This window comes from Haloferula sp. A504 (genome assembly GCF_044385805.1).
GTDB lineage: Bacteria > Verrucomicrobiota > Verrucomicrobiia > Verrucomicrobiales > Akkermansiaceae > Haloferula.
The window spans coordinates 113,103-134,773 of sequence record NZ_JBISBU010000002.1 but is presented as its reverse complement, the minus strand read 5'-3'; the positions used below and the strand labels follow the sequence as shown (position 1 = coordinate 134,773).

The 21,671-nt window shown below is 64.8% G+C and carries 21 protein-coding genes and 1 riboswitch; of the genes, 11 read left to right on the top strand and 10 right to left on the bottom strand.

Going from position 1 to position 21,671, the window contains the following annotated elements:
• Window positions 1–24: 24 nt before the first annotated feature.
• Together ACG2LG_RS01520 and recA are read left to right on the top strand one after the other, a co-directional pair.
• On the top strand, window positions 25–243 hold the full coding sequence (locus ACG2LG_RS01520) for a hypothetical protein (protein ID WP_396255707.1): 219 nt from the start codon (window positions 25–27) through the stop codon (window positions 241–243).
• A gap of 70 nt (window positions 244–313) precedes the next feature.
• Window positions 314–1,342 carry a recombinase RecA gene (recA, locus tag ACG2LG_RS01515; RefSeq protein ID WP_396255706.1) on the top strand — a complete coding sequence of 343 codons (1,029 nt, stop codon included), beginning with the start codon at window positions 314–316 and terminating at the stop codon, window positions 1,340–1,342.
• A gap of 100 nt (window positions 1,343–1,442) precedes the next feature.
• Here the strand turns inward: recA and ACG2LG_RS01510 are convergent, their stop codons facing one another.
• Window positions 1,443–3,242 carry a TonB-dependent receptor plug domain-containing protein gene (locus ACG2LG_RS01510; protein ID WP_396255704.1) on the bottom strand — a complete coding sequence of 600 codons (1,800 nt, stop codon included), beginning with the start codon at window positions 3,240–3,242 and terminating at the stop codon, window positions 1,443–1,445.
• Window positions 3,243–3,281: 39 nt separating this feature from the next.
• A riboswitch (cobalamin riboswitch) is annotated at window positions 3,282–3,427 on the bottom strand.
• Window positions 3,428–3,596: 169 nt separating this feature from the next.
• On the bottom strand, window positions 3,597–5,204 hold the full coding sequence (locus ACG2LG_RS01505; protein ID WP_396255702.1) for a SulP family inorganic anion transporter: 1,608 nt from the start codon (window positions 5,202–5,204) through the stop codon (window positions 3,597–3,599).
• Window positions 5,205–5,345: 141 nt separating this feature from the next.
• On the opposite strand from ACG2LG_RS01505, the gene ACG2LG_RS01500 reads away from it, so the two are divergent.
• From ACG2LG_RS01500 to ACG2LG_RS01475, 6 genes are all read left to right on the top strand, one after another.
• The gene (locus ACG2LG_RS01500; RefSeq protein ID WP_396255701.1) at window positions 5,346–5,732 is read left to right on the top strand and encodes a hypothetical protein; all 387 of its coding nucleotides are present in this window, start codon (window positions 5,346–5,348) and stop codon (window positions 5,730–5,732) included.
• A gap of 23 nt (window positions 5,733–5,755) precedes the next feature.
• The gene (locus ACG2LG_RS01495) at window positions 5,756–6,106 is read left to right on the top strand and encodes a YkvA family protein (protein WP_396255700.1); all 351 of its coding nucleotides are present in this window, start codon (window positions 5,756–5,758) and stop codon (window positions 6,104–6,106) included.
• A 17-nt stretch (window positions 6,107–6,123) separates the two neighbouring features.
• Window positions 6,124–6,495: a hypothetical protein gene (locus ACG2LG_RS01490; protein WP_396255699.1), complete on the top strand. Its 372-nt coding sequence runs from the start codon at window positions 6,124–6,126 to the stop codon at window positions 6,493–6,495.
• Window positions 6,496–6,575: 80 nt separating this feature from the next.
• On the top strand, window positions 6,576–6,791 hold the full coding sequence (locus ACG2LG_RS01485; protein WP_396255697.1) for an addiction module protein: 216 nt from the start codon (window positions 6,576–6,578) through the stop codon (window positions 6,789–6,791).
• Entirely contained in the window at window positions 6,788–7,084 is a 297-nt protein-coding gene (locus ACG2LG_RS01480) for a type II toxin-antitoxin system RelE/ParE family toxin (protein WP_396255696.1), read from the top strand. The genes ACG2LG_RS01485 and ACG2LG_RS01480 overlap by 4 nt, the downstream gene beginning before the upstream one ends.
• A 114-nt stretch (window positions 7,085–7,198) precedes the next feature.
• On the top strand, window positions 7,199–8,596 hold the full coding sequence (locus tag ACG2LG_RS01475) for a sulfatase (RefSeq protein WP_396255695.1): 1,398 nt from the start codon (window positions 7,199–7,201) through the stop codon (window positions 8,594–8,596).
• A 33-nt stretch (window positions 8,597–8,629) separates the two neighbouring features.
• Here the strand turns inward: ACG2LG_RS01475 and ACG2LG_RS01470 are convergent, their stop codons facing one another.
• Window positions 8,630–11,260, bottom strand: coding sequence for a GH116 family glycosyl-hydrolase (locus ACG2LG_RS01470; RefSeq protein ID WP_396255693.1), 2,631 nt, complete (start codon window positions 11,258–11,260; stop codon window positions 8,630–8,632).
• 127 nt (window positions 11,261–11,387) lie between these two features.
• On the bottom strand, window positions 11,388–13,262 hold the full coding sequence (locus ACG2LG_RS01465; protein ID WP_396255692.1) for an alpha-amylase family glycosyl hydrolase: 1,875 nt from the start codon (window positions 13,260–13,262) through the stop codon (window positions 11,388–11,390).
• A 216-nt stretch (window positions 13,263–13,478) separates the two neighbouring features.
• On the opposite strand from ACG2LG_RS01465, the gene ACG2LG_RS01460 reads away from it, so the two are divergent.
• From ACG2LG_RS01460 to ACG2LG_RS01450, 3 genes are all read left to right on the top strand, one after another.
• On the top strand, window positions 13,479–13,841 hold the full coding sequence (locus ACG2LG_RS01460) for a hypothetical protein (RefSeq protein WP_396255691.1): 363 nt from the start codon (window positions 13,479–13,481) through the stop codon (window positions 13,839–13,841).
• 30 nt (window positions 13,842–13,871) lie between these two features.
• Complete coding sequence (locus tag ACG2LG_RS01455; RefSeq protein WP_396255690.1) at window positions 13,872–14,225, top strand: hypothetical protein; 354 nt, start codon at window positions 13,872–13,874, stop codon at window positions 14,223–14,225.
• Window positions 14,226–14,369: 144 nt separating this feature from the next.
• Window positions 14,370–15,485 (top strand): hypothetical protein, encoded by a 1,116-nt coding sequence (locus ACG2LG_RS01450; RefSeq protein WP_396255689.1) that lies wholly within the window; start codon window positions 14,370–14,372, stop codon window positions 15,483–15,485.
• A 119-nt stretch (window positions 15,486–15,604) separates the two neighbouring features.
• On the opposite strand, the gene ACG2LG_RS01445 is transcribed toward ACG2LG_RS01450, so the two are convergent.
• The 6 genes from ACG2LG_RS01445 to ACG2LG_RS01420 all read right to left on the bottom strand — a co-directional run bounded on the left by ACG2LG_RS01445 (window position 15,605) and on the right by ACG2LG_RS01420 (window position 21,599).
• Window positions 15,605–16,360, bottom strand: a complete 756-nt coding sequence (locus ACG2LG_RS01445; protein WP_396255688.1) for a sialate O-acetylesterase — start codon at window positions 16,358–16,360, stop codon at window positions 15,605–15,607.
• Window positions 16,361–16,506: 146 nt separating this feature from the next.
• Window positions 16,507–17,844: an arylsulfatase gene (locus ACG2LG_RS01440; RefSeq protein WP_396255687.1), complete on the bottom strand. Its 1,338-nt coding sequence runs from the start codon at window positions 17,842–17,844 to the stop codon at window positions 16,507–16,509.
• 63 nt (window positions 17,845–17,907) lie between these two features.
• On the bottom strand, window positions 17,908–18,297 hold the full coding sequence (locus ACG2LG_RS01435) for a type II toxin-antitoxin system VapC family toxin (RefSeq protein ID WP_396255686.1): 390 nt from the start codon (window positions 18,295–18,297) through the stop codon (window positions 17,908–17,910).
• Entirely contained in the window at window positions 18,290–18,547 is a 258-nt protein-coding gene (locus ACG2LG_RS01430; protein ID WP_396255685.1) for a type II toxin-antitoxin system Phd/YefM family antitoxin, read from the bottom strand. Before ACG2LG_RS01430 ends, ACG2LG_RS01435 begins: the two co-directional genes overlap by 8 nt.
• Before the next feature lie 245 nt (window positions 18,548–18,792).
• Window positions 18,793–20,358 carry a sialate O-acetylesterase gene (locus ACG2LG_RS01425; RefSeq protein ID WP_396255684.1) on the bottom strand — a complete coding sequence of 522 codons (1,566 nt, stop codon included), beginning with the start codon at window positions 20,356–20,358 and terminating at the stop codon, window positions 18,793–18,795.
• A 59-nt stretch (window positions 20,359–20,417) separates the two neighbouring features.
• Window positions 20,418–21,599 carry an ATP-binding protein gene (locus ACG2LG_RS01420; protein ID WP_396255683.1) on the bottom strand — a complete coding sequence of 394 codons (1,182 nt, stop codon included), beginning with the start codon at window positions 21,597–21,599 and terminating at the stop codon, window positions 20,418–20,420.
• Window positions 21,600–21,671 lie beyond the last annotated feature (72 nt).

The following is a 21,671-nucleotide window of genomic DNA, read 5'->3' as shown; positions in this document are numbered from 1 at the left end:
CCAGTGGGTAACAGAACACAGTAGGTGAACGTTACAAAATTTCCCGGCGGCCGGGGCCCGGCAAACTCGAAGCCGGGTTCGGTCGCTTGGCGTGGCAGGCATGGTGAAGAAGGAGATCGCGGATGCGTTGACCATATCAGCCTGGCCACCGTCTCGAAACACATGCAGCGGGTCTACGACAAGCTGCGCGTGACCACCAACACCGGTGCCGTGGCCAAGGCGCTGCGGGAGAAACGGATCTGAGGCATCTTTTTGTTCAAGAGAACATCTTTTTTTGTTGACCGGAGCACTCCGGGCTGCGACATCCCGGTGCATGGCCAAGACCGCTGATCCCTCCGACAAACTCGCTGATGCCCGCAAACGCAATCTGGACCTCGCCATCTCCCAGATTCAGAAGGAATTCGGCGAAACCGCCATCATGCGGATGGGCGATGAGAACGCCATCGACATCGACGTCATCCCGACCGGCAACCTGGTCATCGACCGCGCCCTCGGCGTCGGCGGCTTCCCCTGCGGCCGGATCGTCGAGGTTTTCGGTCCGGAATCCTCGGGTAAGACGACTCTTACCCTCACCGCGATCGCCCAGGCCCAGAAGCGGGGAGGGCTCGCCGCCTTCATTGACGTCGAGCACGCGCTCGACCCGCAGTACGCCCGCAAGCTCGGCGTGAATCTCGACGACCTGCTCATTTCGCAGCCCAGTTCCGGTGAGGAGGCGCTGCAGATCTGCGAGGCGCTGGTCCGCTCGAATGCGATCGACGTGATCGTGCTCGACTCGGTCGCCGCGCTGGTGACCAAGCAGGAGCTCGACGGCGAGATCGGCGATTCCACCGTCGGCACCCAGGCTCGCCTGATGAGCGCGGCGATGCGCAAGCTCACCGCGCTGATTTCCAAGGCCCGCACCGTCTGCATCTTCACCAACCAGATCCGCGAGAAGATCGGCGTGATGTTCGGCAACCCGGAGACCACCCCCGGTGGTCGGGCCCTCAAGTTCTTCTCCTCGGTCCGCGTCGACATCCGCCGCATCGGTCAGATCAAGGCGACCGACGGGACCGTCCAGGGCAACCGCACCAAGATCAAGATCGTGAAGAACAAGGTCGCCCCGCCCTTCACCACCTGCGAGTTCGACATCATGTACAACGAGGGCATTTCCTCGACCGGCTCGCTGCTCGACCTGGCGCTGGAGTTCGACCTCATCCAGAAGCGCGGCTCGTGGTTCGCCTACAACGGCGAGCAGCTCGCCCAGGGCCGCGATGCCGCCAAGCAGGCGCTCAAGGACAACGAGGAGCTTTACGAGGAGCTGGCGACCAAGGTCCGCGAGAAGCTCGACGAGGCGAAGGGGTGAGGGAGGGCTGACACTTCCCCGGCGCGCCGGAGCTTCAGCGCAGGCGGCTGTCCGCCTGCCCCGGCTTGTCAGACAAGAGTGTCTGACCTCCCATTCCTCCTCAGAACTCCGCCGTCACCCCCGCGAAGGCCCCAAGCCCCGAACCCTCGACCACGGTGCCGCCGATGTTCGACAGTTGGTAGCCGCTGTCGGCGAGATTCTCGACCCGGCCATGGACCGTGAGGTGGTCCCTGATACGGTAACTGCCGTAGATGCGCAGCAGCAGGTAGTCGTCCAGCGGCGCGCCGCCGTAGCTCCGCTCATCGACGTAGGTCGCGCCGACGCCGAGCAAGAGCCGATCGAGCGGGCGCCAATCGAATGAGGCCGTGGCCGTGTGCTCCGGCTGGTCCTGCAGGGACTCGTCGAGAAAGGTCCAGGCCAGGCGATAGCCGTAGCGGCCGTCGCACCATGATCCATCGATTGCCGTTTCCAGCCCCCGGGCCGGCGTGTCTCCCGGCAGGTTCACGGGCGGGGTCGGCAGCGAGCGGATGCGGTTCTCGATCGAGTTCTCGAACCACGTCAGCGTGAGCTGATGATCCTCCGCGAGTTGATGCTCGATCCCGAGGTCCCAGCCGAGACTGGTCTGGGCCTTCAGATTCGGATCACCGGCACCGAACGCGGTCCCATACAGGTCGAGAAAGGTCGGCGCGCGAAACGCACGGCCGATCCCGCCACGCACGCGGGTGCCTTCGATGAACTCCCACGCCGCGCCAACCCTCCAGGTGAACTCGTCGCCGTAGCTCTGGTCGTCCTGCCAGCGCAGCACCGCATCGGTGACGAAGCGGTCGACCGGTCGCCACTGCCAGCCGAGGTAGGCACCGAAACGGTCGGCGGACACATCGGTGCCGATGGTGTTGGAGAAGTCGGTCTGCTCGAAGGACGCACCGGCCAGCAGGCGATGGTGCGGACCAAAGTCGATCACGTGGTCGGTGTGGATCGCGGTTCGGTCGAGGTCGGTGCCGAAGTTTCCGAAGAATCCCTGGTTGTCGTAGCTTTCCCGGTAATACCCCATCGTCATCCGCGCCAGCCACGCATCCGTCGGGCGTGCCTCCAGATAGATCGTCCCGAGGGCGGCATCGAGTTCATCCACGTTCGGGCCGAAGAATCCGGGAAAGTCGAAACGGGAGTCGGTCGCGCGGAAGGTGACGCCGAGCGTGACCTCCTCCGCCGGCATCCACTCGAATCGCAGCGCCGCCCGCGAGCGCCGGAAGTCCTGGTCGATCGCGTCGTTCCGGGTGCCTCCCTTGCCGATGCCGGCGAACCACGAAAACGCCTCGTTGCTGCCGCCGTACGACAGGTGCGCGTCGTGGCTGTCGAAAGAGCCCCCTTCGAGCCGCAGGCGTCCGCCGGGCCGGTCCCGGCCGTTCGCCGTCTCCAGCCACAGCACGCCGCCGACCGATTCCCCGCCGTGGATCGCCGACTGCGGGCCTCGCAGGACCTCGATGCGGCCGAGGTCGTCGAGCCGGGTCCCGGCGAGGAAGTTGCCCAGCGGGGTGGTCGCATCACTGAGCCGGATGCCGTCGACGATCAGTTGCGAATCGGCCGTGGTGGTGCCGCGGATGAACAGCGATCCCGCCGCCCCGGTCTGGCCCGCCGTGGAGGTCGAGATCACCCCGGGCGATTCGTTCAGGGCATCGCGGAGGTCGAGGACCCCGCGCTTTTCGAGATCCCGCGGGTCCAGCGAGGTGACCGCCGAAGTGATCAGGCCGGGCTCGACCGGTGTTCGCAGCGCGGAGACGACCAGGGGGTCGAGTTCCGATTCGATCTCGGCCTGCGCAGGGCAGGCGAGGGAGAGCGCCGCCAGCAAGGGGCGGCACGACTTGGCCGTCCGGCGCGGGCCGGACGATTTCTTCGGGTGCATTCTAGTTTTTCGAGTCCTTGACCTGAAATCCGCAGGTCGTCTGTGACAAGCACCCCGGGCTGGCGATCTGACTTCCCCGCTTCCTTCGAAGCCGGGTCACAGTGGCGGGACCGTTCCGGATTTGCACCGGATTCCCCATCTATTTCCTGCCCGTGCCACGGGCTTCCCGGAGGCTGGCGACGGGACGAACCCGGCGCCGCGGTGAGAATGCAGGGCAGGACCGTGTCCAACAAGAACGATCCGTGTCCGCGCGGCCCGTCGTGGCGCAATCCTGCGGATTGCGAGTGCCGGGGGTCCTCTGGACCGGCCCCGAACAAGGCGGCATACTCATCCTTTGCACTCCCCGCGCTCCGATCAGTCCTGCTGCGGACGGATGCGCGCGACCAGATAGTCCGGATCGTCCTCGGCCATCTCGATGTTGATCAACGCATCCGCGCGATTGAGCATGCGGGCGCAGTCCTTCGAGAGATGGCGCAGCCGCAGCCGCTTGCCCGCCTTGCGGTAGCGCTCGGTGAGGGCGTTGATCGCCTCGATGCCGGAAAGATCGCAGACCCGGGCCCGGGCGAAGTCGATCACGATGCTCGGCACATCCGAGCGGGCCTGGAAGTGATCCGCAAAATCCCGCACCGACCCGAAGTAGAGCAGCCCCTCCAGCGAGTAGATGCGCTCCTCCTCCGTGTCGTGAACCAGTTCAACGTGCACGTGGCGCGAGCTTTCCCAGGCGAAGACCAGCGCCGAAAGAATGACTCCCACAAAGACGGCCAGTGCGAGGTTGTGCAGGAAGACGGTGACCAGGGTCACGGCCGCAATGACCAGAATCTCGGAAACCGGGACTTTTCCGAAGGTGCGCAGCGACGACCACTCGAAGGTGCCGATCACCACCATGAACATCACTCCGACCAGCGCGGCGATGGGGATCTGGACGATCACCGGGCCGGCAAAGAGCACGAAAGCCGCCAGCGCGAGCGCGGCCACGATGCCCGAGGTCCGGCCACGGCCACCCGAGCGGATGTTGATCAGCGACTGGCCGATCATTGCGCAGCCGCCCATGCCGCCGAACAGGCCGGAAAGAACATTCGCGCCCCCCTGTGCCAGACACTCGCGGTTGCCGTGACCGCGGGTCTCGGTCATCTCGTCGATGAGCTGCATCGTCATCAACGATTCGATCAGGCCCACCAGCGCGATGGTCAGCGCAATGGGCAGGATGGTCTTGAGAAACTCCCAGCCCCAGGGCAGCCCGCCGAGATCGGCGAGGAGCGGAAAATCGTTGCTCAGGGTGCCGTCGCCGCCGCCGTCCTTCAGCACGTCGGCGATGGTGCGGGCATCGAAGAGGCCGAAGTAGCCGAGCACGCCGATCAGCACGATCGCGGCAAGCGCGGACGGGACGGCCTTGGTGAGCTTCGGCAGGAAGTGGATGATCGCCATCGAGGCGACGACCAGGCCGATCATGAGCGCCATCTTCGGCATCGGCAGCCACGCCATCAGGCGCGACCCGTCCTCCGCGAGGCCGGCGAACTCCTTGAAGAAGCCGAGCTGGCCGAGGCCGATCACGATCGCCAGGCCGTTGACGAAGCCGATCATCACCGGGTGCGGCACGAGCCGGATGAAACGACCCAGCTTCAGGATCCCGGCACCAAACTGAATCAGGCCCGCAAGGATCAGGGTGGCGAACAGATATTTCATCCCCATCTCCTCGCCGCCGGCCTCGTTGCCAAGCGTCACCGCCTTGGCCGCGACGATCGCAATGGCCCCGGTCGCACCCGAGATCATCCCCGGGCGTCCGCCGAGCGAGGCGGTGATGAAACCGACGAACACCGCCGACCAGAGCCCGACCACCGGACTCACCCCGGCGAGGAAGGAAAAGGCGATCGCTTCGGGCACCAGGGCGAGGGCGACGGTCAGGCCGGAAAGCGTGTCGTCTTTCCAGTTGCCGTTCTTTTTGCGGAAAAATTCGGAAAACATCGGTCGGGAGCGGAGGGCCCGGCCGCATAGGGGGCATCCACCGAATGCGCAAGGGTCGAGGGCCAGAAAGGCGGGCGGCACAACCCGCGGCCGGTTTTGTAATGTCGCCCCGGCCCGGATCCGGAACATCATCGCCCCCGTATGGAACCCGCCATCATCATCGTTCTCGCCATCGCGTTCGCCATCGTTGTCCGTCTGATGGCCGGCTCGTTCGATGGAGAGCGGGTCGAGCGGTATCTGAAAGACCAGGGCTACGAACTGATCGACCGGAGCTGGGATCCCTTCGGTCCGGGCTGGTTCGGCGAAAAGGACTCGAGGATCTATCAGGTCGTCTATCGGGATCGTCAGGGCTGCGTCCATCGCGCCCACGTCAAGACATCGATGATGAGCGGCGTCTATCTGACCAACGACCGTGTCGTTGCGGAACCCGGCGCCGAATCCCCCGGTCCAGCCGAAAGCCTCGAATCGGAGAAAGAGCGGCTCCAGCGACGCCTGGCGGAGATCGAAGCGGAGCAGCGCCGGCACTGAAGTTTCCCCCGACCGTCGCCACCATGAAAGACCACGACTATTCGAAAGACTACTCCGACGACTCACTCCGGAAGAAGCTGGGCGGCTTTGCCCGCAAGGCCGGCATCGAGGTCGTCGAGAAGGTGCTGACCCTCTACGAAACCCTCAAGGACGAGGACACCCCGAAGTGGGCGAAGGGCACGATCCTTTCGGCCCTCGGATATTTCATCGCCCCGCTCGACGCGATCCCGGACCTGGTGCCGCTCGCCGGGTTCTCGGACGACTTGGGCGCGCTGGCCGTCGCCTTCGGCATCGTGGCCGCGCATGTGAAGAGAAAGCATGTCGAGCTGGCGAGGGAGCGCATGACCCGCTGGCTGCCGGAGAGTGGAGACTGAATCCAACCGACCCGTCCATGCCCTGGCTCAAGCATCCCTACCGCCACACCGCCTCGGAGATGGAGGATCTCTCCTACCCTCCTTCCGGCGGCCGGGTAAAGTTGGTGTTGCTCGGCATCCTTCTGCCGGCTTGGATCCTCCACGCGGGGGCGACGGCGTGGCTCACCGAGCAGGCGATCTGGTTCGGCCAGGGCAACAGCGACATCGAGGTGAAGGGCGCGACCGCGAAATCCCTCGGAGTCGTGTATTCCTGCGTCGGGCTGTTCTGCCACTTCCGATGGTGCTGGGGACTCGTTCCGGTCTACCGCGTCTACCACACCGGAACGGTGGTTTCGCTGCTGGGCATCATCACCGGCATGGCCTTCGCCGCCTGGCATGCCTTTTTCTGAATCGACGACCGGCACCTGGCGGACGCGTGATCGGGGAGGCGGAGCTTGAGGCCGGGAAGCATCCGGGGTATGGAAAAGCCATGAACGTGCAGGAACAGGCGATGCGGTTGTCTCGGCCCGACAAACTCAGGTTGATGGAGGCCCTGTGGGCGGACCTGACCGCTGCCGAGGAAGCCTTCGATTCCCCGTCGTGGCATGAGGCGGCACTTCGCGAAACCGAGGCCCGTGTCGCGGCCGGGGAAGAGCAGCGCCTGGATTGGGACGAGGCCAAACGCCGCCTTCGAGTCAGAGCATGAGGATCCGGATCCTGGAATCCGCCATCGTGGACCTCAAAGCCGGGAAGGACTTCTACGACCGGCAGGAAGCCGGGGTCGGTGACTACTTTCAGGACTGTCTGATCTCGGACATCGATTCGCTCGTTCTTTACGGTGGGATGCATCGAAAGGTTTTCGGTTTCCATCGCTTGCTTTCGAAGCATTTACCGTATGCGATCTACTACCTTCACGAGGGCGACGTTGTGGTGGTCTATCGCATTCTCGACTGCCGGAGGGATCCGCAAAGGATCCGCAGATCGCTCGAAGATCGGTAAGAGCGTGATTCACAGGGGGGCGGCGGAACGGCGACATGCCCGTTCGCCACGCCTTTTTCTGAATCGACGGCCGGCACCGGGTGCTGGAGTCTGCAAATCAACACGCACTCCGTCATGAATCGATCCGCCATCGCCCTGGCCCTGTCCGCCCTTCTGGTCCCGACCGTGCTCCGGGCCGCCGGGCCGCCCAACATCCTCTTCATCTACCTCGACGACTTCGGCTGGAAGGACACCGGCTACATGGGCTCGGACTTCTACGAGACGCCCCATCTCGATGCCCTGGCGAAGGACGGCTTGGTCTTCACCGATGCCTACTCGAACGCCGCCAACTGCGCTCCGGCCCGCGCCAGCCTGCTGAGCGGCCAATACACCCCCCGGCACCGGATTTTCAATGTCGGCACCCGACCCCGGGGAAACGCCAAACACCGGCGCCTCGTGCCCGTCACCGGCACCACCGTGCTCGACGACAAGATCGTGACCTGGGCCGAGACGCTCCAGCAGGCCGGTTACCGCACCGGCATGTTCGGCAAGTGGCACCTGGGCCCCGATCCGAAGACCCAGGGCTTCGACGTCTCGGTCGAGCACCAGAAGCTCACCCCGAAGTACGGCCACTACGGGCCCAAGGGCGAATACCTCGCCGACATGCTCACCGACCGGACGATCGACTTCATCCGGGAAAGCAAGGACCAGCCGTGGTGCGCCTACCTCGCCCACTTCGGCGTCCATACCCCGCTCGATCCGAAGAAGGACCTGCTGCCGAAATACGAAGCCAAGAAGCCCGGCAAGCTCCACGACCACGTCGTGATGGCGACCATGATCCAGGCCATCGACGACGCCACCGGACGCCTGATCGAGGCACTGGAGGAACTCGGGGAGGAGGACGACACGGTGATCATCTTCTTTTCCGACAACGGCGGCTACGGTCCGGCCACCGACATGGATCCGCTCTGGGGCTACAAGGGCACCTACTTCGAGGGCGGCATCCGGGTGCCGCTGTTCGTCCACTGGCCGGGGGTGGTGAAACCGGGCAGTCGCTCCGGCGAGCCGGTCATCGGCACCGACCTCTACCCGACCTTCTGTGAGATCGCCGGGGTCGAACCGCCCGACCAGGCGCTCGACGGCCGCAGTCTGATGCCCTTGCTCCGCGGCAAGACCAAGACCTTCGGCGAGCGCCCCATCTACTGGCACTTTCCCGCCTACCTGCAGAGCTACAGCATCCACGACGAGCAGCGGGATCCGCTGTTCCGCTCACGACCGGTCGCCGCGATCCGGGTCGGCGACTTCAAGCTCAAGGAATACTACGAGGACGGCCACGTGGAGCTCTACAACCTCAAGGACGACATCCGGGAACAGCACAATCTCGCCGAAAAGATGCCCGCCAAACGGGACGCCTTGCTTCAGAAGCTTCACGATTGGCAGCAGGAGGTCGACGCGCCGATCCCCCGCGAAACCAACCCGAAATACGACGCCGACGCCGAGCGCAAGGCGATCGAAAAAGCCGGCGCGCGCTGACCCGCGCCCTTCAAGCCGTGGTGCCCCGGAGCTTCACGACAGCTCGAGGCGGTCGCCGGCATTGAGCTTGAGGATGCCCTCGACCGGCTCCCCGTTGAGCTCGGCATTGGGCTTGCGGTCGCCGAAGATGGCGAGCGCGAGCTCCCTGATCTCCAACTCGCCCTGCACGACCCGGATCGACGCCGTGCCGCCGTTCTGCTCGTACGTGCCCCAGGCCTTGCTGGTGGTGAAGGGGGCGCGGAAGTGCTTCTGACCCTCCGGAACCACCGGTGCGAAGGCGAGGCGTCCGCGAGCCTGGTCGAACTCGAACCCGCACAGCGCGAGAAAGACCGCATACGACGAACCGGCGCGGGCGTAGTGGTCGGAGCACTCGATCTCGTTGTAGGGATTTCGCCCGCGCGTCGCCGAGTAGCGGTCGTGGATTGCCCGGGTGATCGCGAGGCCGTGTTCGACGAGGTCCTTGTCCCCCTCGGCGACCATGTGCGCGGCGGCCTGGTACTCGAAGCCGGTCATGAACTCGTTGAAGTAGGCATACTGCCAGTGCTTCGTGAAGTCGTCGCGCAACCCACCCTTCGGCCAGGTGCACATCAGCAGGCCGGAATCACCGGCGATGGCATAGTGGCGCCCGCGCGGGAAGGCCTTGCGGAAGGCCCCATACTCGGGCACGAAGTTGTATTTCCACAGCGCGCGCAGGGCCGACTTCTGCTCCTCCGCCTCGTAGAGCCGCCCGAGACCCACCTGGTTCGCCCAGTACTGGCCCATGACCTGGTCGATGTAGCAGCCCTTGCCGACCCCGATCGCCTTGAGGTGGTCCGGATCCTCGATCTGCTCGTAGAACTCGCCGTTGTAAAGCTTCCCGATGTTGCCACGGCCCTTCTCGTAGATCCCCCGAAGTTCCTCCGCCAGGCCGGTATCATTCATCGCCAGAGCCAGCATCTCGCCGGCCCGCAGCGAGGCGAGATACATCGAGCACAGCACGTGCACCTTGCCATACCACTCGGCGTCGAGCGTGTTGTGCTGGCGCCCGTCGAGTAGGCCGTCAAGGCCGCCGCGCGGGTCGGCCTTGTCGAAGTCGATCAGGTAGCGGAGCGCCTTCTTCGTCGGCTCCCACACGCGGGGCAGGTACCCCGGGTCGTCCGAGAGCTGGTGGTCGCGCAAAGTACGGAGGATGTAGGAGGTCTGTGCGTCGATCGCGGAAATGTCGTTCCGCGTGCCGCGGAAGCGGATCTCGCCGTTGTCCTTCTGCGCCACCGCGTAGTCGGTCTTCTCGCGCAGGCGGCGCTCGATTTCCGGGAAAAGCCGCGCGTGCCCCTGCGCATACTGCCAGACGTGGCCGCAGGTTCCCGGGCAGCAACCGACCCCTTCCCACGCCCAGAAGCGGCCGTCCTCGAAAAGATAGCAGTTGGTCGTCTGCAGCGTGTTGGCGGTGAGGATCGTGCGATCGAGCAACCACTGCGGCAGCGTCGAGTCGTTCCAAGTCTCGACCCACAGCCGGGTGAGCTTCGAGAGGTGGTCGAGCCGCTTCGCCAGGTGGCGGACGACCGCGGCCGCATCGTCGAACTCATTGACGTAGTGGCGCTTGAGCCCCTTCTCGTCCTTCTCGCCGACCTTGGGGTGGATGTTCGGAAAGTGCCAGCCGATCACGAAGCGGAAGGTGCGGTTGCCCCCGGCCGGCACCGTGCCGGACAGCGTGACCCCGCCTTCTTCCGGAACCGTCTTTACTTTTTCCGCCAGCCCCGCGATCGCCATCGACCCGGCATCGGGCTGGGTCAATGGAGCCGCCCCGTCGGCCGGGCGGAGCCGGTGGTGAAGCCCGCCGATGCCGTCACCTTCGATCACTTCGGTCACGCGCATCGCCTCCAGGCCGGAAAACCGTCCTGCCGGATTGTTGAGGTGGCCCCGCAGGATGACCTCGGCAGGTTTTGTCGTCGGATTTTCGACCGTGTACTCGAGGACCGTGACCGGCAATGACGAGTCCTTCAGGTTCAGCGGAATAAAGGGCGTCCATGCCTCGAGGCGGACCTTCAGGGGCGACTTGTCGGCGGCGTAGTCGACCACACCGACCGGCCACCGGCCGGTGAACCTCACCTCGTCCCAACCCGAAAGGTCGAGCGGGCGGTCCTTTCCGGCATGCTCGAGGCTGAAGCGGGCGTCGACACCGTTGAGATGATCCTTCACCCGCGGCGGCTCGAGGAAGTTGGCTCCATCGCGCTCCCGCGGCGGGTTCTTGTGGATGCCCTCGGTGCCTTCGGGGTTCTTCGCCGTCTTGTTCGCCACCACCCCCTCGTGGTGCTGGTTGAAAATATCCCAGATCCACAGCCGCCCGTCGCCCGAAAGATAGACCGTGCCGCAGCCGATGCCGCCCACGGGCATCCCGATCACCTCCAGGTCGGCCTCGTCGCGGGCATGCGCGATCGCGGCATCGAGTTCATGGCCGCGCTTGTAGAGCGACGCCACCCACTTCGGATCGAGGCTCTTGTCCGCCGGCACATACCTGGCATACAGGGCTTCGGGGGAAAGGGTCTCCTGGCCGAAAAGCCGGCCGCCCCCGAAGGCCACCCCGGCCGAGGCCACCCCGAGGCCCCGCAGGAAATCCCGCCGCGGCAACGACGAGGGTCTGGACGGCGCGGGAGGATTGGGAAATGAGGTGTCGGAGTCGGTCATGCTCGGCTGGGCAGACCATACCGCGACGCCCCCCGGCTTCAACCCCCACTTCGCCGGATTGCGCGGACTCTCAGGCCGAGCAGCTTCGGCAGAGCAGGGTGGTCGAAAGTCAAAAGGCCCGGCCGCCTCACTCCGCCGCCGCGACCCGGTAGATCACCAGCGATTCGGCCGGCGCCGAGAAGCGGTTTGCGGCCACCCGCTCCCCCGGTTCCCCGATCACCGGGTGCCCGGTGAGGGACGCTCCCTCCGGCACCAGGCCCGCGAGGTTCACGGGGCCGGTCGTTGATTCCTTCGCCGAGAGGTTGCACACCACCACCACCGTCTTCGTCGGATCCTCCATCGGGCGTGCAAAGACGAACAGTCCGTCGTCTTCGGAGCTGTCGCCACTGTCGCACCACAACGCCTTGAAACCACCATCACGGAGCGCGGGCACCCGGCCCCGCGCCTTCGACAGCCGCTGGATCGCGCGGAAATTCTCGTTCTCGCGCAGGCTCGCGAGTGTCGGTGCCGACCCGCGCTCCCACAAGGTCATGCGGCCGTTCTCGCTGTCGTCGCCGATGTTGCTGCGGGTGTCCTGCAGCGCGACCTCGGTGCCGTAGTAAAGGCACGGGATGCCCGGCAAGGTCATCACCAGACCCTGCGCCAGTTGGTTGCGGCGCTCGGTGATGCCACGCACGCGGAAGCGATTGATGCTGTCGTGGTTCTCGATGAAGGTGATCGACTTCTGCAGCGCATTCAGCCCGTCCGGCCCCGGAGTACGATTGAGGTAGTGGCGCCCGTCGTCGAACCTGCCCTCGAAGAGGTTCTTGAGCGCCTCCTCGGCCTGGTGGGCGGTGCCGAATTCCCCGCCCGGTCGCCACAGGTAGTCCCGCAGCATGAAGCACAGCTGGAAGGCCAGCACCGAGTCGAGCGACGGGGCCGGGTCGGTCGCCGCGTCCGCCCGCCAGGTGTACTGCCCCAGCTTCGCCGGATCACCGTCGAAGACCTCGCCGAAGAGGATCTTGTCCTTCGCCTGGTCGCCGAGACGCGCCCGCAGGCGCCGGGTGAAGGCATCCCAGAACTCGTGGTGCACGTGCTTCACCGTGTCCAGGCGCAGCCCGTCCACCCCGACCTCGGTCATGTAGAAATGGTAGATCTCGACGAACTCGTCGACCAAACGGTCGAAGTGGTCGCTGCCGGGATCCGTCCACAGGTCGCGCAGCGAGAAGAAGTCGGCCATCACCTCCTCCCCGTCCCGTTTTCCGAGGCTGTCCCAGGAAAAGCCCTTTCGCCCGTAAGACTCGATGTCCGCAAGAACCCCCGTGGTTTTGATCTCCCGCCCCAGCAGGGTCACCGGCCCGGACGGCCCGGTCCGGTGCAGGCTCCATTTCGCGATGTCGCCCCACTTGGCGTTGTCATAAAAACCGGACCGCCGGAACGGCAGCACCCATTCGTTCTTCTCCTCGACGTCGAAGACCCCGTCGCTGTCCGAGTCGTAGTAGAAGACCGGCCCGGCATGATTGAGCACCGCGTCGTGGATGATGCGGATCCCCTTCGCGCGGGCCAGCTGCACGAAGTCGCGGTAGTGCCGCATGCGGCCCTCCGCCCCCGGCGGATAGGCTTCGCCGGAAAGGGCGGTGGCGCTGGTGAGGTGCGGATCGATGTCCAGGAAGTCCTGCGTCCAGTAGCCGTGGTAGCCGCTTTTCCAGCCACCGAGGTCGTAGCCCGAGCGCCAGACGTTGCGCACCGGCGGGGTGATCCAGATCGCCGTCACGCCCAGCTCGTTGAAGTAGCCGGACTTCAGCGCCAGCTCCAGCCCGCGCAGGTCTCCTCCATGGTAACGGTCGATGTCGTCCTGCGCCGGGTCGTCCAGCGATGGATCGCAGCCTTCGGGGGTGTTGTTGGCCGGATCCCCGTCGTGGAAGCGATCCGTCATCACGAAGTAGATCACCTCGTCATTCCACGAGCGGGCCGAAGCCGTGGCGGCCATCAGTCCGAACGCGAGCAGGAGCATCGGTTTCATGGAGGGCACATGGTCTCCCGGAAGCGCCGGTTGTCCAGAAACAGCCGGCTCAGGGGACGAAAACCGGGCTGGCACTCCCGGTCGATGGCCGGCTAGTCTTAACCCTGCTGTCGCCGCCGGCCTTCGCCCTGTCGGGTCGGTCGACGCCAGCGCGACCGATGCAGAAATTCCGCCCTCCAAACCGCACCCGTCGCCCGCGAAATCCAAGCCCATCCAATGAACTCCATCCCCACCAGCCACCGTTTCGCCCTTCTGGGTTTTTCCTGCCTCAGCCTCGTCCTCACCGGTCCGGCGCGATCGGCGGACAAGACGATCGCCGGTGAACTGGACGCGGTCGTCGAAGTGGCGGAGCAGCGCATGAAGGAGGGAGCCGCCAGCATGGTGGATCTGCTCAAGGTTCGGATCGCGGCCAACTTTGCCAGATACGGGGTCAAGGCGATTTCCAAGGACGAGCTGCGGAAACGGAATGCACCTTTGGAAATTGAGCTGATATCCATGGCCCGGGCCCTTTACCAGCACGGGGAGATGTCGACCGACGAGCTGCTTGCCGCCATCGACTTCATTTCGAGGCACCGCTGATCTTGGGCACCCCGAAAGGAGCCCGCCCCTATGAAGCGCAAGCATGCGATTGTCTTCGGAATCCTGATGGCCGGAGTGCTGGGCTACACCATTTGGTGCAGTCGCCAGTTTTACCTGCGGCCCGAGCTTCTGGTGGACCACCAGATCCCCCCGGAGGCCGAGGAGGTGATCTTCGACTGGAAGGAGAACCGCGGAGGGTTCCGACCCGCCCGATTGAGTCTGGACGGCTTGGTGGAAAGCATCAGCTTTCCCACCAGATCCGAGCCAACTCCGGCGGTGGCGATCCTTGAGTCGCCTACAGTAATCCGCGTCATGCACGACGGACGGAGCTGGTTTTTCATCAGGGTAGGCGACCGCTGGGCGCTGGACCTGACGAGCCCGTAGGATTCCCAGGCCCGGCACGGTCACCCCCGTTGATGGCGATCTGCATCGGTCCGAATCCGGTGCGGACCGGGGGGGCGGGAGGTTCCGGGGCTTGACAATGCCGCTCGTCTGCAAGGTTGGCGTGGTCAGTCGAGTAGCGGGAGCATGCTTCGTGTATTGCTTGCGATCTGGATTCTCTCGGCAGCCTGTCCAGCAGCCGGACGTCCGCAGCTGCAGTTCCTCAACGGCAGCGACCGGGAGATGGAGATCTTCTGGCTCGAGTCGGAAGGGAAGCGGGTCTCCAACGGTCTCGTTCCGGCCGGGGAGAGCCGGATCATCGGGACGACCCTCGGTCACGAGTTCGTGGTTCGCGGGGCCGGCGGCAAGGAGATGCGGGTTGCGGCCAAGGTCCCCGTTCAGGGTTTCCGCTTCGATCCGCCCGGCACCGAGGGCATCCCGGAGTTCTACACGCAGGTGGTCCGGATGCGCGGCTTCCCGATCGTGGCCTCGGAAAAGGTGAACCCCTACGCGTTGAAAGAGGCGGCCTACCTTGCCGACCTGATGCTGGCCAAGCGCCCCGACGTGCTGGAGGCCATGATCCTGAGTGGTGCGCGGCTGTGCATCATGGCCCATGATGAATACACCACCGACCTCCCCGAGTTCGTGCGGATGGGGGCGGAGCCGATGCACGGCTTCGAGGACTTTTCCGGAAAGGATTTCTGGGATGCCCGGGCCCGGGGCACCGGCGGCAGTCGGACCGATCCCTACTGCACCTGTGGTGAGGAGAACCTGCTCGGCTACGAGGGCGATCCCTACGCCGCGGAAAACATTCTCATCCACGAGTTTGCCCACAACATCCACCTGCGTGGCCTGGTCAACGTCGATCCGACCTTCGACCGTCGGCTCAAGGAAACCTACGACAAGGCGATGAAGGCGGGCCTGTGGAAGGGGAAGTATGCGGCGGTGAACCACTTCGAGTATTTTGCCGAGGGCGTGCAGTCGTGGTTCGACGACAATCGCGAGAACGATCACGACCATAACCATGTGAACACCCGCAAGGAGTTGCTCGAATACGACCCCGCTCTGGCGGCGATCTGTCGCGAGGTTTTCCGGGACACCGAGTTCAGCTACACCAAGCCGGTGACCCGGTTGCACGGACATCTCGAGGGCTACGATCCTTCCAAGGCGCCCACCTTCAAATGGCCGAAGCGCCTTGAGAACATCAAGAAGGCGATCCGGGAGAAGGCCGTGGCCCGCGACAAGGCGGCGAACGGGGGGTGACAGGGCTGTCGGAAAGCGGGGAGCGCCGGCGTCTCGCCGGCAGCGTTCGGCATCCTGCCGGACGCCCCTTCAAGCTTTCGCGCCCCCCCCAGCGAAACGCTTTTCCGTCTCCATCGGATTCACCGTTTGGCCTTCTGCAATCGGATCATCGCCTCGGCGTAGCGCTCACCCATCAGGCGGACGCTCGGGGCATCGAAGTGCCAGCGGTCGGTGGTCTTCAGCCCTTCGGATGAAATGAAGGCGGTGTGCTCGACCGTGTCGGGGAGCTTGGCGATCTGGTCGTTGATGGCCGGTAGGTCCTTCACCTGTCCGGCGACGAAGGGCAGGTCCGCGACGCCGAGATCCTCGCGCAGGTCGGCGATCAGTTGGGCGAGCGCGTCGAGGTAGCCTTCCGGAGCGCCTCCGTCACTTTCACCCTGATGCCAGACGATGCCCTTGAGTGTCCCGTTTTTTCGGGCGGCCTGGGTGCGCCGGACCGCCTCGGTGTAGAATTTCGTCCCGCGCTTCCACTGCCCGATCTTGGTGCCGCCCTTGGCGTTGACCACGAGGCCGATCGTGATCTCGGGGTTTTTCTCGGCCATGGCTTGGGCGAAACTGGCGCCCGGGCCGATCTTCTGCATCCCGAGGCCCTTGCGGATGGTCGAATGGCGGTTCAGGGGGTTGGCCGCCGGCTCCCACGCGTCGTCAGCGTTGAGCAGGAAGCAGCGCTCGATCGGCTCGGTGTCCGCCTGCTCCATTTTCGCCCGCCCGGCCATGTTCGACTGACCGATGAGGAGGTAGACCTGGGGTTGGTCCTGTGGCTGGGGCGGCTTTCCCAATGCCGGGACGGCGACAGCGACAAGGGCGGCGAGGAGGCAGGGAAGAATTTTCAGCACGCCTGCAATCCTCGCAGACCGGGGCTTCGGGTCAAGGCAGGTGGACGGCGGGGGGTGGCCCCACGGTTTCGAAAGTCGGTCCCGCATGAACGGGACCGGCGTTGTCCGGCGCTCCATGCTGGAGGGCTTCCGTCATCGGAGGCCCGCTATCGGGAGCCGGGCTTCTGTGGCCATGCCTTGGATTCGGTGCGGGCGCCCTCGATGAAGTCCCGCAAGCGCCCGCCCTCGGCGGGGTGTGTGGCGGCGAGGTTTTTGGTTTCGCCGGGGTCTTCGGCGAGGTGGTAGAGTTCGAGCGGCTTGCCGGGGCCGTGAACGATGGCCTTCCAGTCACCGATGCGGGCGGCCTGCTGGAAACCGCGCTCGTGGAATTCCCAGTAGAATGAGCGCTCTCCCAATGCATTGCCACCGCAGGTGAGGAGGGGGACCACACTTGCGCCATCCAGGCCGGCGGGGGAATCCACGTCGGCCAGGGTGGCACAGGTCGGCAGGATGTCGGCGGCCCACCAAGGAGCGGTGCTGACCGTCGCTGCGGGCACGGTGCCCGGCCAGCGCACGATCATCGGGCTGCGCAACCCGCCTTCGGTGAGGTCGCGCTTGCGGCCGCGCAATTCGCCCGAACTGTCGAAGCGGCCCTCCCAGCGGCGGGCCGCGCCGTTGTCCGAGCAGAAGAAGACGACCGTCCTTTCGCTGAGCTTGAGCTCGTCCAGCAGATCGAGAAGGCGCCCGACATCGCGGTCGAGGCGCGTGACCATCTCGGCATGGGATTTCTCGTCCTTCGTCCAATCCCGGTCCATGTAGCGGAGGTCGTCGGGAGGCAGCTGGTAGTGGTCGTGCGGCACGCAGTAGGGGAGGTAGAGGAAAAACGGTTGGTCCCGATGGCGGCGCACGAAGTCGAGGGCGAAGTCGGTGAAGCGGTCGTGGCTGTAGTTCTTCTCGGCTTTTTCGTTTTCCGGCATCGGGACGCGTTCGCGGTTTTTCCACAGGTAGTCCGGGTAGTGGTTGTGGGCGCGGCGCTGGTTGAGGAAGCCGAACCACTCGTCGAAGCCCTGGGCATTCGGCTCGCCGCTGGTCCCCGGTTCACCGAGGCCCCACTTGCCGGTCATGCCGGTGACGTAGCCGGCCTGCTTGAGGACCTCGGCGATGGTGACGTCCTCGTCGTTCAAGGGCACACGTCCCGTGGCGCCACCGAGGCCCTTCACGCCGGCGTGCTTCGAGGCGTTGCCGCGCACGGTCGTGTGGCCGGTGTGAAGTCCGGTCATCAGCACGCTGCGCGAGGGGGCGCAGACGGTCGAGCCGGCGTAGAACTGGGTGAACTTTCTCCCCTCCGCCGCCATCCGGTCGAGGCGCGGCGTCTCGATCGCCTTCTGGCCGTAGCAGCCCAGGTCTCCGTAGCCGAGGTCGTCGGCCATGATGAGGATGATGTTCGGCGGCGTGGCATGAACGGCCGCGGCCAGCGTGAGGGCGATGATGGAGTGGCGGATCATGCTCACATGTTTGGAAAGATATGAACCACGAATGGACACGAATTCGCACGAATGGTTGGAGCATCACCCGACCACGGGGATGGCGTAGGCTTTGAAGCGTTTGTCTCCGGTCACGATGGTCAGCCTTCGTAGCTGGGCGGTGGCGAGGATGAAGCGGTCGGCTGGGTCGCGATGATGCCAGGGGAGACGGTTGGCGGCGATGAGGATTTCAGGAGTGAGGTCGGCGAGAACCAGATCGTGCTGAAGCAGAACCTTCGGGAACCATTGCTCCATCTCTTCGGGAAGTGTGAGGTCGCCGCGCTCGCTTTTCAGGCTGATCTCCCAAGCGGTGATTGCGGACACGAATACCTGAGGAGCGGCATTGATGCGCTTCTTGGCGTCCGCGCTCAGTTTGCGGCTGCCGGTGGCGAGCCAGATCAATGCGCAGGTGTCGAGCAGCAGGTTGTCAGACATCGTCCCACTCGTCGCTCGTTGGCGCGGTAAGGTCGCCGCTTACCGTGACCTTTGAAAGCTTCGAGTCGATCTGGGTCCGCTTCCGCTTCCGGATCGGGGAGATTTCGGCAACCGGTTTCCCATAGCGGGAAATGACGATCTTAGCTCCGCTCTTTTCCACTTCGGAAACGAGGCTCGACAGCCTCGCTTTGGCTTCGTGCAGGGAGATGGTTTCCATAAATGTTGGTCTGTTGACCAACAATAGCGCCATGGATGCCGGCGTCAAGGACCAGGGCGATCAACCCAGGGAGTGAATCGAGCGGAGCGCTGGGAATTCGGGTGCATGATGGACTTGATGGTCAGGATGAATGGGATGCTTTGGACTCTTTTTCTCTCTGTTGTCAGTGAAACCCGTGGCTATGGGAGGTTCAGACATCGAATTTCATCCTCTCGATCCTTTTAATCCTCCCCATCAAGCAACCTCTTCCCCTAGCCTGATCACTCTGCGTCAGGGGCTCAACGCTCTTGCTTGAGCAACTCCACCATCGCCTCGCCCATCGCTTTTCCGATCTCCAGGTAGGATGCGGCGTGGCCCTTGTAGCGGTCGCGGCCGCCGGGAGACTCCTTGGCCGGACGGCACATCGGGCGGGTGTCGATGCTTTGCACCGTGCCCTTGAACTCCGGATGTTTTTCCGGGTCGCCGACCGCCATCTGGGCGTCGAAGACCTTCTGCTGGTTGGGGGTCATGTTGCCGTCGCTGCGGGCCAGGGCGCCGACGACGACCGGGAGTTCCGGGGCGTCGAGATCCTTGCGCAGGTCGCGGATGAGGTTGGCAAGGTGGGTCTCGTATTCGGTGGCTTTGGATTCCCATCCGCCGTCTTCCATGCCTTGGAACCACACCAGCCCGGCCAGCTCGGCACCCTGGCTGACGTCTCCCGGGAAGACCCGCTCCAGCTCCTCGCCGAGGGCCTTCTTCACCGCATCGACCAGTTCGAGGTAGGCCTGGCCGTTGAGCAGGTAGCGATCGAGTTCGAGCCATTCGTCCATCCGGTCGAGCCCGTTCCAGGTGTCCTCCCCGTTGCCGGGGTTCTTGAAGACGACCGCCTTGCCGTCGAGGTTCTGCTCGACCGCCTTCCAGTAGGTGCCGGTGATCGAGTCGCCGATGAAGAGGACGCGCGGCAGCGGCTGGGTCGGGTTCTCGCGCGCCTCGAGCGCGGCGAGCACGGTCTCGGTCACCTTTGGCGCGAGATTGCCGACGTTGTGGACGTTCTTTCCGGTTCCCTTGCCCTGGCGCCGCGTCTCGGCGTTGAGGTCGTTGATGATGACCCCGTTCTCCTTCATCACCTTCTCCGCCACCCGGTTGTAGGCATCCTCGTCGCCGTTGGGCTTGCCCTCCTCACCTTCCCAGACCGGGGTGACACTGCCCCAGATGAGCGTCGCTCCGGTCTTCTTCATCTTCGCCACCAGCGTGCGCAGGTTCTTTTCGAAGTCCTCGGGCGAGGTCGTGTTGACGCCGGAGAAATACTTCGACGAGGCCTCGCGGTAGGTCGCGTCCCAGACGCCGAAGTTGAAGTGGATCACGTCCCAGCTTCCGTCGAGATCATTGCCACCGCCGCTGGAGGGCGGACGGAAGTCGTGGGAAAGGTCGCGCGAGCCGCGCTTGAACCAAGTGGGGTGCCGCGTCGCGAAGCGCAAGATCATCACCGGCTCCTCGATGGCCTCACCGAGCGTGTGACCCAGCATCAGGTCGACTCCCATCCGCGGGCCCTTCTCGCCGCCCTTTTGGAAATCGGTCACGACCCGCAGCGGCCGGGCGGGGGCCTCGGTGTTGTTGTGGATCGGATGGGCGTCGTAAACGAACACGTCGTCGCGCGTGATCCACTCGCCATCCTTCTTCAGGAAGGCGTAATCCGGATTCGAAGCGACGACCTTTTCGAGCGTCCCCGGCTTGTCGTCGGCCGCGACCACGCCCTCTTCCAACACGCATTCGTCACCGGCGAGGATGAAGACCTGAATGGGTTCGGCCGCGAGCGGCGGGAGTGCGAGGGCGGCGATGAGGGATGGGATGATGATGGCTTTCATGGGATCGGTTTCATGGCTTTGCGATTGTGCCGCCACGGTTTCAGAGTGTGATTACGCATTCAGGCACCGAGAGTTTCGTGGAGGACTTCGTCGAGCTGCCAGAGTCCGCAGGCCGTTCCGGAGCTGCGGCGCTGGATCTCATCGCCCCCGTAGATCACCACGCCGGTGGGCAGGAAATCGCCCGCAAGCGCGTCCAGGCCGGCGCAGCCCGCGAACCACTCGCCGCGAAGGGTGCGGCCCGACTTGATCTCGACCGGCAGCAGCCGGGGGCCGGACGGCAGCAATGCGTCCACCTCGTGCCCGGCCCGATCACGGAAGAAGAGCAGGCGGTGGTCGCGCCCGCGGTTGGTGCGCGACTTGAGCAACTCGCCGATCGCCATGTTTTCGAAAAACGCGCCGCGCAGCGGGTGGCTTGCAAGCTGACCCGCCTCCTCGATGCCGCACAGCCAGGTGGCCAGGCCCACGTCGTGAAAGTAGAGCTTGGGTGTCTTGATCAGCCGCTTGCCGATGTTGGCGTGCCACGGCGGCAAGCGGAAGAGCACGAAGCTGGTCTCGAGCAGCCCGATCCACTCGCGGGCGGTGGTGGCGGAAATCCCCGCATCGACGGCCAGCGAGCTGAGGTTGAGAAGTTGGCCGACGCGACCGGCACACAGGCGCATGAAACGCTCGAAGGCCATCAGGTCGTGGACCTTCAGCAACTGTCGCACGTCGCGATCGACGTAGGTCGCAAAGTAGTCGCGCAACACCGGATAGGGATCCAGCGGGCGTTCGTGGAGCCGGGGATAGAAGCCGCGCTGCATGAGTTCATCGGTGCCCGGGTCCCGGACGCCCGACCGGGCCAGCTCGCGCACGCTCAGCGGCAGCAGCGTCAGGATCCCGGTGCGGCCCGCGAGCGATTGGCTCACCTTTTCCATCATCAGGAAATGCTGCGAGCCGGTCAGGATGAACCGGCCCGGCGTCGGGTCGGCATCGACCATCCCCTGCAGATAGGACATCAGCTCCGGCACGCGTTGGATCTCGTCCAGCACCGCTCCATCCTCGACCTCCTTGAGAAACCCCCGGGGATCCTCCACCGCAAACGCACGCACGTCCGGATCCTCCAGCGTGCGGTAGGTCCGGTCCGGAAAAACCGCCTTCACCAGAGTCGTCTTCCCGGCCTGGCGCGGACCCACCACCGTGACGATCGGCAGGCGCGCCGCAGCCTCCGTCAACTCTCGGGCCAGATCCCGCTCAATCTTCATGGGCCGTCAAGCATAGGACTTGAATATGCCAATCCAATAAAAAAACGTGGATTAGCCGAAATGATGGAGCGG